Annotated in this window: 6 protein-coding genes and 2 pseudogenes; 3 read left to right on the top strand and 5 right to left on the bottom strand. The window is 59.2% G+C overall.

Features of this window, described 5'->3' with window-relative positions; genetic code table 11:
* Positions 1-124: 124 nt before the first annotated feature.
* Positions 125-358: pseudogene (locus tag ABQJ48_RS27160) on the top strand (mammalian cell entry protein); the annotation flags it as partial.
* A 212-nt stretch (positions 359-570) separates the two neighbouring features.
* On the opposite strand, the gene ABQJ48_RS27155 reads toward ABQJ48_RS27160, so the two are convergent.
* From ABQJ48_RS27155 to ABQJ48_RS27135, 4 genes and pseudogenes are all read right to left on the bottom strand, one after another.
* Positions 571-1,968: an MFS transporter gene (locus tag ABQJ48_RS27155; protein WP_367841042.1), complete on the bottom strand. Its 1,398-nt coding sequence runs from the start codon at positions 1,966-1,968 to the stop codon at positions 571-573.
* A 564-nt stretch (positions 1,969-2,532) separates the two neighbouring features.
* Positions 2,533-2,925: a hypothetical protein gene (locus ABQJ48_RS27150; protein ID WP_367841041.1), complete on the bottom strand. Its 393-nt coding sequence runs from the start codon at positions 2,923-2,925 to the stop codon at positions 2,533-2,535.
* 1,882 nt (positions 2,926-4,807) lie between these two features.
* Positions 4,808-5,065: pseudogene (locus tag ABQJ48_RS27140) on the bottom strand (hypothetical protein); the annotation flags it as partial.
* Positions 5,066-5,211: 146 nt separating this feature from the next.
* Positions 5,212-5,787: a cytochrome b gene (locus ABQJ48_RS27135; RefSeq protein WP_367841040.1), complete on the bottom strand. Its 576-nt coding sequence runs from the start codon at positions 5,785-5,787 to the stop codon at positions 5,212-5,214.
* Between the two features lie 331 nt (positions 5,788-6,118).
* Here ABQJ48_RS27135 and ABQJ48_RS27130 point away from each other — a divergent pair, with 331 nt between their 5' ends.
* Positions 6,119-7,504, top strand: a complete 1,386-nt coding sequence (locus ABQJ48_RS27130) for a PQQ-dependent sugar dehydrogenase (RefSeq protein WP_367841050.1) — start codon at positions 6,119-6,121, stop codon at positions 7,502-7,504.
* 889 nt (positions 7,505-8,393) lie between these two features.
* Here ABQJ48_RS27130 and ABQJ48_RS27125 read toward each other — a convergent pair.
* Complete coding sequence (locus ABQJ48_RS27125; protein ID WP_367841039.1) at positions 8,394-9,113, bottom strand: Crp/Fnr family transcriptional regulator; 720 nt, start codon at positions 9,111-9,113, stop codon at positions 8,394-8,396.
* A gap of 135 nt (positions 9,114-9,248) precedes the next feature.
* On the opposite strand from ABQJ48_RS27125, the gene ABQJ48_RS27120 reads away from it, so the two are divergent.
* Entirely contained in the window at positions 9,249-13,301 is a 4,053-nt protein-coding gene (locus ABQJ48_RS27120; RefSeq protein WP_367841038.1) for a chemotaxis protein CheB, read from the top strand.

Genomic DNA, 13,301 nt, shown 5'->3' with positions numbered 1-13,301 from the left:
GATCGTGTCCACGATCGCGGATCGCGGACACGATCTCCCATAATCTACACGGACTCCATCACGCCATCACCATCGTGCCCCACGCGCGCGTGAACGGGGAAACGGCCGGGCTGAGTCGCTTACGTTTCAGCGCCTCGATACGGACGTCGTACCGCAAGCCCGCGATGCGTTAGTTGCCGCGAGACGAAGTTTCAGCTCGGCCGAAGCCACGCTACGAACGGCCTCGCCTCTGCAGTCGGATGTACATCGGGCCCTGTGGGAGTTGACTCGCACGCTTGAATCGCTCAGTGCGCTCTCAGACTATCTGGAGCGCCATCCGGAATCATTGGTGCGGGGCAAGAGCAAGGACGCGCCCTGATGAAAACCTGCGAAAACCGGGCTGAAGGTTCGATCGAGGTGAGACCAACGCGGTCTCTGCTGGCGGCGTTGGAATCACGTCAGCTCGCCAGCCGGGCGTGCACCTGTTGCAGTGCAAAGCAACCCTTGCGAGACGGCAAACACAGGGCGGACAGCCCCCCGGGACCGAGACCTCGGGACGCGCTGTCGATCAGGTGGCGAGACCCCGGAACATCAGTGGCTGATTGCTTCCAGAGCGAGCCCTCGCGTTCGCGGCCCGAGCAGGATCATGCAGATGGCGAGAAGCATTGAAATGCCGATGAATACCGCCACACCCGGCACACCGTAGCCGTGCAGCAAAATCCCGATTGCAAGGCCGGCGAAAGCGGCTGAAATCCGGCTCCACGAATACACGAATCCGATTGCCCGCGCGCGAACGCGGGTTGGATAAAGTTCGGCCTGGTACCCATGATAGGCGTACGACATGACGTTCGAAGACAGTGTGAACAGAACGCCGAGCGCGATCAGCAGCCATGGTTCCGAAACTTGCGAAAAGATTGCAATCACGACAGCCATCGTAATTAGTCCACCAATGATCTGAACCTTGCGTTCCACACGATCCGCGAATAGTGTGCCGAGCAGCGGGCCGAAAGGATTAGCAACGGCGATGATGAACGCGTAACCCAGGCTTGCCGTGACATGGATACCGCGGTGAATCAGGAGCGTCGGGACCCACGCGGCGAACCCGTAAAACCCAATCACCTGCGCCATGTTGAAGATCGACAGAATAATCGTGCGACGCCGATACTGCGGCGCGAATATTTCTCCAAGTGTGCCAGCCCGCTGACTTTCCGGCGCGACGGTCTGCGGCGCGGGCAGTGCGACACCCTTCTCGGCCACCACCCGGCGCTCTATGTCTGCGACGACACGGCCGGCTTCGTCGATTCGTCCTTGACGGGCCAGCCACCGCGGGCTTTCAGGAATATGACGTCGCAAAATCCAGACGACGATTGCCCCCACGGAACCAATCAGTATCACGACTCGCCAGTAATCGAGACCAAGTGGCTGTGTGCCTTTCAGCGCGTACGCGAGAAATGCGACCACTGGTACAACGGAGAACGTGATGAACTGATTGATGGCGTAAGCACGGCCTCTTTGATCGCTTGAAATCAGTTCGGAAATGTACGTGTCGATCGTTACCAGTTCGACGCCGATGCCAATGCCGGCAATGAAGCGCCAGATATCGAGGCCCAAACCAGAAGCCTGAAAAGCCATGATGATCGTGCAGACCATGTACCAGATCAGCGACCACGTGAAGATCAGCCGCCGGCCAAATTTGTCGGCAATATAGCCAAACGCTAAAGTCCCCACCCAAAGACCGGCGAACGTAGCGAACACGAAGGTGCCGAAACCGGAAACGGCAAGAGGCTGAAGGGCCGCGAGAAAACCTAGCGATTCAGGCTTGAATAGCCCGGACTGGGTCATACCCGGCGCGACATAACCGGTAAAGAAGAGATCGTAAAACTCAAAAACGCCCCCGAGCGAGATCAGAATTACCATGGTCCACACGGTGCGCGACGGCGGCAGCCGGTCAAGTCGCGCAGCTATTTCAGCAGCCTGTTGCTGTGACATAGGCCCTCTCGCCCTGAAAGGCATGCAGGTCGAACTTTCGGCACTGTGAGTGATCTTCTCAGACCCGCAGTGGCAGCTTCCCGACCAGAATCATCTAGCCGGCTCCCGAAGCTAATCTCGCACAGTGCATCTGTAGTCGCAATGCGTGTCAGTACCGACGTGCACAAAGTGTGATGCCTTTGGCAATGCCAGTTTAGGGGCGCTGACGCGAATAAGGTGTCGTTTGGAGGTAACACCGACGCACGCCGCAGTTGAGCATATCAGCGCCGGCCGGCTTCGCGCATTCACCACTCGCTCCGCCTGTGGATTACTTGATGCTTTCAGGATCAGTCCTTGAACCGTCAAGACACTGGACACTCCCTTCTCGCGCAGTCCGCCTGTTTGCAATCCCACCAATCGAACGCACGTGATCGGAATGGCAAATCATGAACCATTCCGATGTCATCGTTTGGCAGCGGACCTGGCGGCCCCTCTGTCACGCACAAATTTGCCTCGACGGGAAAGAGCATTCTGTTTCTTGAGCGGGGTGGATACCGAGATGGAATCAAACCGTTGGAGGTCAATTCACGCCGCTCGGCCCGCATTTGGCGAGTTTGCAGCAGCAGAAGTCTTGGTCAGCACAGCAAGTTGCCTAACTGAGAATTCTTCGCTGGGAACAGCAACTCTGATCTGTGCCAGACAGTGCGCTTCCTTATCCGTCCATCGCATTTGTTGCTTCTTCGCCATGCGACGGCTGACTGTCGGGTTCACCGCGGACTCGGCAACGCTGCTGCTGATCGGTAGTCGCTTGTAATAGCGCATGCCATAGTTCACGAGCATACCGGCATTGTTCCCGATGTAGAAGTACGGCGGCGGAGGTTCAAGTACAACGTTGAGTGCCCGTAGCCATCCTGCGCCAACAGCGTTGCATCCAGAGACTTGATGCGGGGCACCGATCGCCGGCCCTTTCCATGCCAAACGAGCCCCTTGGTGTGATCGATCTTTGTCTCTACAGCAATTCGCTCGTGGGGCTCCATCGTCTTGCTTCCTAACACCGAGTTCTGGGCTGCCTTGAACTTCATCGCGACGTCAACAACTCTAGGATCCTTCCCTTGGCGAGCTGGCCGCCGTCCACAGTTGCCCAATTCGCAAGCGTCATCGCGGTCACAGTGTCCCGCTCGTCCGGAGCCAGGCCGCTTGCATAGAGAAACTGGTCCAGCCGCGCGGCAGCCGATAGCACCAGCTTTTCCACCGGACGATGAGGAACGGATGTCCCTGCCTTTCACCCAGAATAGCGAGGATAGAACCGCCTTAGGGCTAGGACTGTCGATTGCCCGGCGCAGCGTCGAGGCCAACAACGGCATTCCGGGCGTGCGCGATGTGCCAGGAACCGGCTGCGTCTTCACAATCAGCCTGCTCCGCCATGCAACGGCGCCAGGCTGATTCAGGCGAGCGCGAACGGTATTCCCGCGAAACACGCGGGCAAAAAAATTGCCGACGCGAACGTGGATATCTTGGTCGGCAAAAAACCGCGACGCGTCGAGGAACGTGCCGGACTGATTGAGTGGGGTCCAGCGAAGTGAGTATCCTCGCCACCGTTGTCTACCTTAGTTGCATGGTCGTTGATACGCTCTTCGACAAATCGCACAGCAACGATATGCGCAAACCCCGGAACCTCGATCCAGTTTAACGCCACATCGGCGTAAAAATTGGTCCGGGCGATTAGTGTCCGCACGCAACACTCGTCGTAAGCGCTCGGCGCGGTCAGTTATCTGCCAGAAGGGAGGCTGAAATTAGCCTCGGGACGGCTTGGCCGTCCGTGCTGTGCTGCTGTCTCGCCAAATTCGGATATAGACGTCCCCCGCCCGAGGGAGCTGAAATCCTTTTGCTGCCCGTCGGCTCCGATGTCTGCTCCATCCGCAGCGTTCTGATGAGCTGATCAAGGAACAACGGCAAACCGTTCTTTAACCTCGTTGCGATTATCCGCGAGAAAAAAATGCATTCGTCCCCGCGGACATTGTGATGTTTGCCGCGGGTGCGCTGATCGGGGCGGCGTGCTGAGCGCGTGGGCGACACTGCTCATCGCTGCCGAACGTCCAGACGACAGCAAACGACTCCGCGCACGCAACGCTGAAGACAAGCACAAGAACAAGATACGGACGGCCGCTGACGCCGTTAAGCAATGCATGCGTCGACAGTCCTGGATAAAAAACGACCCAGTGAGGCACCGGGTCGAGAAAGGCGGCCGCCTGTTGTTCGACGCACCTGCTAACCGGGACAACGCCGGCAGGAAGCTCGGGCGAGGCGGCCACCGCCCGGCCATTTCACAAGCCGAAGTGCCAAATGGCATGTACAGCGCAAGGTCGGGTGGGCTCGGTACGACCGATTCGCGTGGTGTTCATACGTTCGCCGTCAAGGCGGCGAACGATGCCTTTCCCGTTACGCGCGCTCACCGGCACTGCACATGCGGCGCCGTCGTCTGGCTCGAGTAAGCGTTTTCGTCGGCTGTCCGCCGGCGCAGCGTTGCCGTCGCCTTGACCTGGGCTTCGGTGCGTCTCGCACCTGGTCGAGGTCGACGTACTACCCGTGGCACGCCTTCCGGTTTGTTGACCGCACAGGTGACCCGTTTGCCGTCGTGCAACTTCACAGTGGTCGTGTAGCTCGCCGATGGGGCGGCGAATGCAGTGCCCGTGGTAGTGACCATCACTGAGATGGAGACAAAAACATTGTCTGACGGTTAACATCGCGAATCTCCTTGCGCAAGAATGTAGCTCCGGCATTGCTTTACATTCCCGTTCCAGTCACGCGGAACGCCCTGAACGCGGCGGCTGCGAAGGCAGCCCGATAGGGATCCCCCCGCTTATCCATTCGATATCGTTTCTCCCGGCTCGGCCAACGTGTGGCGCTCGAAACGGCCGTAACGCAGCGCGAGTGTTGGCGGAACAATCAGATTGAGTAGCATGGAAAGGACCAGACCACCGAGAATGACGATCGCCATGGGCCCCTCGATCTCGTTGCCGGCCGCACCGCTGGTCAGTGCGAGCAGTAGTGCGAGCGCGGTCACGATCGTCATCGGAATCAGAATCAGCCGCTCGGACGCGCCGCGCACGGCGGCGTCGATGGGTCAATTCTGGGTGGACATCAACAAATAGATGGAACAAACGAGCCTTCATTGGTGCTGCCATTTTTCGAAGCACTGGCTCCGTGATGATCAACGGCGCCGCTGGATTGCGGTTCTTTGTGAGCGTTGAGCATTGGCGCACCTTAGCGGTCTTGAATCTGATCACGCGACGGCCCTGCGTGGGGCAGCATCCGCTGCAACACATGGTCGTTCAGAAAAAAGCGGTGGAACAACGCTGCGACGACATGCAAACCAATCAATGCGAAAAGCACCCATGCGAGGATGCCGTGCGCATCCCCCATCTCGTGTCCGAAGGCCGAGCCCGATTCGCTCAGTGCCGGATAGGGCACGACGCCGACCAAGCGAACCGGCCAGCCGCGTGAGGATGCGTTGATCCAGCCCAGCAGCGGCACCAGCACCAGGGCGGCGTAGAGGAGCAAATGCGTTATGCGCGAGACGATGCCAAGTAGCGGCCGCAGCTCGTCCGGTGTGGGCCAATGGGTCAATCGCCAGATCACCCGAATCGCCATCACGGCGACGAGCGTCGCACCCACGCCAAGATGCCAGGCGATCAGATTAACGGGCTGCGTGTCTTTGTGGACATCCGGCATCGTCCAGCCAATCACAAACTGCATAGCGACCAACAGGGCGGTTAGCCAGTGCAGCGTGCGCGCAACTGCGTCATATGCCGGCCGCCTCATTTCGTAGACCTTAGCCATTCCTGATCCTCAAGTTGTCACGACTTGACGAATTGATGAGGCGTGCAGCCTGCGCTTTGGTCGACAGCCCGAAAAAAGCAACGCATAAATCCGATGGATGCTAGCGGCCTCACCTTAAGGAAACCTGACGCTCGGCAGCGGCGATCCGGATGCCCGACTCCGTTGCTGTTTCCCCATCGCCGCCTACGTAGCGTCGGCAAGACCGGGAAGCCGGCAGATCGAGGTCTTCCGCTCGAATCATGGAGCAGTGCGCCTTAGCTGGCAACATCACGGGCCGGATTTTTGCTGTTCCCCCATGGATCATCCATCAACGCTGTCGCCGGGAACCCACATGCGCCTGCTAAATCGTCTGGCTGTTGCAATGCTTTTGCCGCTGGCTTCCTGCGCGATCGGACCATCAAGTTCAAGCGATACAGGCTTCGGCGCGTCGCCCGCTATACCGGCTCCACAATCGACCTTGATTCCGATGGTCAACATCGCTCCCGTTCAGGCGCGCCCTGCCGCCTTTCTGCCCACCGCTCCCTCTGGTTTTGCCGTCACCGAGTTCGCCAGCGGCCTCGCACACCCGCGCTGGCTCTACACGTTGCCCAACGGGGACGTACTGGTGGCGGAAAGCGACGCGCCAAAAGAACACGATCAAGGCAGCGGCCTATTCGGTTGGGTCAGAAAGCAGGTAATGAAACGCGCGGGCTCCGGGCTGCCGAGCCCAGACCGCATCGTGCTCTTACGCGACGCGGACGGCAACGGCGTCGCGAGGACGCAGACCGTGTTTCTACGCGATTTGCACTCACCGTTCGGAATGGCGCTTATTGGCAATCAATTCTATGTTGCCGATACGGACGCTCTTCTGCGTTTTGACTATGTGACAGGCGCCACCCAGATTACAAGCCCCGGCGTCAAGGTTACCGACTTGCCGGCCGGGCCGATCAACCATCACTGGACCAAGAATATTTTGGCCGATCGCTCCGGCAAGCATCTGTACATCACCGTGGGCTCGAACAGCAACGCAGGGGAAAATGGAATCGAGGCCGAAGAAGGTCGAGCACGAATTCTTGTGTTCGACGTGGACACCGGCCGCTTGCGGCCCTATGCGACAGGTTTGCGCAATGCCAACGGACTGTCCTCGCAACCGGATAGCGGCGCGTTGTGGACGGCAGTCAATGAACGGGACGATCTCGGCAACAACCTTGTCCCCGACTACATGACCGCCGTGAGGGATGGCGCGTTCTATGGCTTTCCCTACAGCTATTACGGCCAGCACATCGATACCCGCGTCAAACCGCAACGCCCTGATATGGTTGCAAAAGCCATTGCGCCTGACTATGCGCTTGGCAATCATACGGCTTCGCTAGGTCTGGTCTTTTACGACCGGGCACTGTTCCCGGCTCATTACCGCGGGGGCGCATTTGTCGGACAGCACGGCTCGTGGAACCGTAAGCCGCGCACCGGCTACAAGGTGGTGTTCGTGCCATTTGTTGATGGAAAGCCGGCCGGCGTACCTGAAGATTTTCTCACCGGTTTTCTGACGCCAGACGGCCATGCCATAGGACGGCCCGTTGGCGTCGCACTGGACGCGCACGGGGCCTTGCTCGTGGCAGACGACGTCGGTAACGCTGTATGGCGAGTAGCGCCGCGTAACGATGTCAAATCGTCTGACATCGTGCGATTATGTCAGGGCGTTCGGGAGCGGTCGTGCGAAATTTCTTTCCATCCTTAAGTTCGTCAGAGACATCGTGACCTGCAACTGTCACGTCAAGCACGCCGCTCCTCGCTATATGCGACACAGAATTGGAATTGACCATCGGGTTGACTGCTTCCTTCGTGTTCTAGCAGAACAGATCGCCGCGCTCTCGGACGTCCCAGTGGTCGAGTAACCACCCCGGCGTCGCTCGAATCGGGCTTCGCTAGCGTCAAGCGGCCAAGTATCGATGCCACAGCAATCGCCGCGACAAAAAGTATTCTGCGGAAACAGCGTTGGAGCATGTCGCTGCCGCCTCGCGTGGCATTGGAAGTCTTCCGACTGGCATGCATGCGCCGAGCGCAACCGGCGTAGCGGTCGGTACGGTGACATTCGGCGCACGGAACGGTGGCGACGCGTTCACACGGTGGCGCTGGTGAATATCCGTTTGGTTTATCGATGGATCATGGTAATTAGTAAAACTCAGGACCCCGCTTGCTGCAGGCAGTTGACCGCTACCTTACAGAACGTCCGGCACACATATGAGAATGTCGGATCGATCCTGCGCATACGCTAAAATTAGACCAGAAGCCTAACAAATGAAATGCGTGTGTTTTGACGCAAAGAAAAGCGACGGGCCCATCAAAAGAGAGGCAAGCGCCCTGTTAGAGCGCCAGGGTGCCTGTGTCCAGCAGCTGTTGAACCGGTAATAAGATGTCCACCGTCCACAATGATGCAGGTCTCAATGCGATTTCCTTCAATCGGACTCCGCTGGGATCACGTGTTGACCCAGCTGAAACGTCTGCTCGCCGCAGACTAGTTGTCCCTCAGCCGTGATCACGGAGCACTAACTCATCGAAGCCAACCAGCGGCGCGCAACGCGATCGGGCAGAAACGGCGTTACCGACTGTCAGAGGAAGCAGACCGGTCATTTCGCCCTCAGATCCGGTAACAGCCTTTCGCACTCCCGTTTGACAACGCGGTAGCACTCACATGCGCGTGTTTCCAGTCCAGAGCGGTCCAGCACCTCAATTCGACCATGGCTGTAGCGGATCAGTCCGGCCTCCTGCAGTTTCACGGCTGCTTCCGTGACCCCGGCTCGCCGGACGCCTAGCATGTTGGCGATCAGTTCCTGAGTCATCGTCAATTCATTTGACGGTAGCCGGTCGAGGCTCAGCAGCAACCATCGACACAGTTGCTGATCAATGGAGTGATGGCGGTTGCACACGGCGGTCTGCGCCATCTGCGTGATCAATGCCTGGGTATAGCGAAGCAACAGGCGTTGAACCGCCCCTGCGCGATGGAATTCTTCTTTAAGGACAGTAGCCGCCAGCCTATACGCGCGTCCTGCGCTTTGCACCACTGCCCGGCTCGGCATCGTTTCACCCCCCATAAACAGCGCGATGCCGACGATCCCTTCGTTACCCACAATGGCTATTTCGGCGGAAGCACCACTCTCCAGTACGTACAGTAATGACACGATCGACGTGCCCGGGAAATAGACGTGATCGAGACGATCCCCAGGCTCGTAGATAACCTGCCCCAATGACAGGTCCACCGGTCGTATATGCGGAGCGACGCGTGCCCATTCTTCATCGTCCAGCACCGCGAGCAGGTGATTACCGTTCCGATGATCTTCCTTCAACATTTTCCGCTTCCTTACAAATGACCCCGACCAGACCGGCCCCTGGAATCTGTGTTCGCTCTCGGCCTGGCACTACCTTGACCAGTCGCGAAGTATTAGGCGCTACACTGGGATTTCAACAGCCTCCAGCGGTACACCATGAACGAGTCGCTTAGAAGTTCTCTAGCGCCAAATCCGACCGTCGCTCCCCGGACAATCGCAATCGGCGCGTCCGCCGGCGCCCTTCACGCACTGAGCGTGTTTTTCAGGGCGGCTCCCGCCGTTCCCGACGACGTCGCATTCGTGATAGTCGTCCATCTGGCGCCGGACTTCGAGAGCCATCTCACGGAACTGCTCGCGAGGGACACACATTTGCCTGTGTTGGCGATCGAGGATGGCACAAGCGTGCGCGCAGGGCATGTTTACGTGATCCCGCCGGCCGTCTCCGTCGTCATTGAGCAGGGCATGTTCCAATTACAACCCTCCGTTGATCGTCCAGCAATCCCCATGCCGATCGACACATTCTTCATGTCGCTGGCCGCCGATCAGCACGATCGGGCAATCGGTATTGTGCTCACCGGCGCGAACGCAGATGGGTCAGCAGGGTTGAGAGCGATCAAGGCCGCCGGCGGCATGGTGATGGCGCAAGCGCCTGACACTGCCGAACACAACGCAATGCCCGCCCATGCAGTTGCAACGGGGCTGGTTGACTATGTGCTCCCGGTTGACGACATGCCTGCCGCGCTTTTTGAGTACATCAGGCGCTCGACAGCCGGAACCTTGCAGGCCATCGCCGGAGCCGCGCCTCCGGTCGATCTTGAACCGGTGCTCAGGGCGCTTGCGGCCGCCGGACCGGACTTCCGGGGCTACAAGCGGGGGACGCTTCAGCGTCGTATTGCCCGCCGCATGGCGGTCAACCGGATTGACAGCCTGAACGCGTATTGCGATGTCCTGAAAGCATCGGCGGAGGAGGCCCAGGCGCTGAGCCTGGATATGATGATCGGCGTGACGGAGTTCTTTCGCGATCCCGACGCCTGGGTCGCTCTGGCCGAACGCGTTCTCGCTGTCCTGCTGGATGAGCCGGACAGTGAGCAGCCCGTTCGCGTCTGGGTGCCCGGGTGTGCGACAGGCGAAGAGGCCTATTCAATGGCGATGCTATTGAGCGAGGAAATCGAGAAACGTCGGGCAACGCGACCGTTCATGATCTTCGCCTCTGACGTGAACCGCGTAGCGTTGGGACGCGCACGCCAAGGCGTCTATTCGGCCAGCGTCGCTCTACCGGTCGGTGAGGCCCGGCTCGAGCGATTCTTTCAACCTCACAACGACGGATTCCAGATCCGGCAGGAACTTCGCGAAACAGTTCTGTTCACGCCGCAGAACCTTATTGCCGACCCGCCGTTTTCCCGCGTTGATCTGATCAGTTGCCGGAACCTGCTGATCTACCTCGAGCCGGACGCCCAGCAGCGGGCATTTGAGCTATTTCATTTCGCACTCAACCCAAAGCGCTATCTCTTCCTGGGGCGATCAGAGAGCACTGATCCTGATTCGACCCAGTTTCAGGAAGTGTCCAGAGCATGGCGCATTTACGAACGCAGTCCAATCGTGGCGCTGGCACCCACCGGCTACCGGTTTTCCGCGAGATCAACCCGTCGCGAGGAATTCCCGCCCATGAGCCGTGTCGGCACGCGCAGCAAGGGTTACGCTGAACTGGTCAATGCCACGCTGCTCGACGAGCACTGCGCCGCTTCGGTACTGATCAATTCTGCTCACCAGGTGCTCTATGTGAGCGGCTCGACGGATGAATACCTGACGCAACCGGCAGGTGAGCCGACCGGCAATATTCTCGACATGGCGCGCGAAGGCCTGCGCCTGAAGCTACGGATCGTATTGCGTCGGGCGATCCAGGATCACGCAGCCGCGCCGGTCAGTGAGGTCGTCGCTGACGGCGGCGCGCCTGCGGTGAAAATCACGGTGACGCGCCCCTTCGACACAACGCACGCCGGCAAGGCGTTACTGGTTATCTTCGCCAGGTTGCCGACGGTCGACCGACCTCCGCTGAGCGTACCTTCTGGCGCTGATTCTGATCTCTGGCACCTTGAGAGCGAGCTTCGGACCACGCAGGTCGAGCTCGGCAACACAATTGAGGAACTGGAAGAGAGCAACGGCGAGTTGCGGGTGTCGAATGAAGAAATCCTTTCGATGAATGAGGAGTTGCGCTCCGCAAACGAAGAGCTTGAGACTTCAAAGGAGGAGTTGCAGGCGGTCAATGAGCAGTTGAATCTCGTGAATGCTCAGCTCGAGCAGAAGGTCCATCAGATGGAGGTCCTCAATGAGGATCTTACCAACCTGCTCGCCAGCACAGAAATCGCGACGCTGGTTCTCGATGGGGAGGGAGTGATAAAGCGGTTCACACCCAACGCCGCGAGGATTCTGGGGCTGGCGCCGCCTGACATCGGACGCAGGATCGCGGAAGTCCTCGTCAACCCTCTCGGTGACGCATTGCCGACGGACATTGGCCGGATATTGACGGGCGTGGAGCGCCAGATCGAGAAGGAAATCGAAACCGCAACCGCGGAATGGTACGTCCGCCGTGTGACACCGTATATTGCGGTACGCGGGATGCCGCCGGCGGGCGTCGTGGTCACGTGGGCTGACGTTACCCATGTCAAGCTGTCCGACGAACGCGCCCGGCGTCTTGCGGCAGTGGTTCAGGATTCGAACGACGCGGTGACCGTATTCGATCTTAAAGGCCGCCTTCTTGCCTGGAACAGAGCTGCGAGCACCATGTATGGTTACAGCGAGACCGAGGCGCTGGGCATGAACGTCTCTGACCTGGTGCCACCCGGCGTGAGGCAGGATTACCTCGATTTCGTTCGCGATGCACAGCACAATGAGGCGCTGCATTCCTACGAGACACAGCGGGTAACAAAGGACGGACGCGTGGTCAACATCTGGCTTACGCTCTCGGTACTGTCGGACGCCGGGGGAAACCCTGTCGCGGTGGCGACGACTGAACGCGATCTTGTTGACCGCAGCGCGAGCAACACTCTTCTTCGTGAGCGCGCCGAACAACTGGCGCTGGCTGACCGGCGAAAGAACGAATTTCTGGCTATGCTCGGCCATGAGTTGCGCAATCCACTTGCGGCGCTGGTCTCCGCGGGAGATTTGCTCACTTCGGAAACGGCCGCAGACAGACAGAAGGGATGGGCCGCTGGCGTTATACAGCGGCAGGGCCGCGCGATGATGCATCTCGTGAACGACATGCTCGATATCTCGAGGATAACGAGTGGCAATATCGAGTTGAATCGACAGACGGTTCTGCTGACGACCATCGTCCAGAGTGCGGTTGAAGTGTGCCAGCCGATCGTTGATGAGCGCCGTCACACGCTGTCCGTCTCCCTGCCGGATGAACCGGTCTGGCTGAATGCAGATCCGACGCGCCTGTCGCAGGTCATCGAAAACATCGTGATCAATGCCGCGAAATACACGGCGCCCGGAGGGGCCATAAAACTCCATGCAACGAGAAGCGCTCAGCGGCTATCGCTGAGCGTCAAGGACAACGGGCGGGGCATTCCGTCCACGATGCTCGGGCGTCTTTTCGACATGTTCGTTCAGGGTCCCGCATCCGGGAGTCAGCGCCAGAACGGTCTGGGTGTCGGCCTGTCGGTGGTGCGACGACTGGTCGAATTGCACGGCGGCTCGGTTCGCGCCATCAGCGATGGCAGGACCGGCAGCGAGTTCATCGTCGATCTGCCGCTTGACCCGGGTCTCGCGCCCGGGGAACAGGTCAACCGGCAGCCGGCGCCGACTGCGACGCTTCCAAAGCGGATCCTTATCATTGACGACAATGCCGACGCGAGTGAGGCACTGGCAATGCTGCTAGGGAACGAAGGTCATCAGGTCGAGACCCGTATTGATGGCCCTTCGGGACTGAGCGCTATGGGCACCTTCAATCCTGACGTCGTCCTTCTCGACATCGGACTACAGGGCATGGACGGCTACGAGGTCGCGAAAAAGCTGCGCGAGTCAGGGTCGCATCCAGACTCGATCCTGATTGCCGTCACCGGCTATGGACTGCCGGCGGACCGACTCAGGTCGGCTCAGGCTGGGTTCGACCATCATATGACCAAGCCAGTCGACTATGAAGCCTTGATCCGGCTTTTTGGCGCAGACAATGAGACAGCGTCACGCGCCAATGCAACGAGAAAGTGA

The sequence above is a fragment of the Paraburkholderia suaedae genome (assembly GCF_040812055.1).
GTDB lineage: Bacteria > Pseudomonadota > Gammaproteobacteria > Burkholderiales > Burkholderiaceae > Paraburkholderia.
The sequence above is the reverse complement of the archived record's forward strand: the minus strand, read 5'-3'. Positions and strand labels throughout refer to the sequence as shown.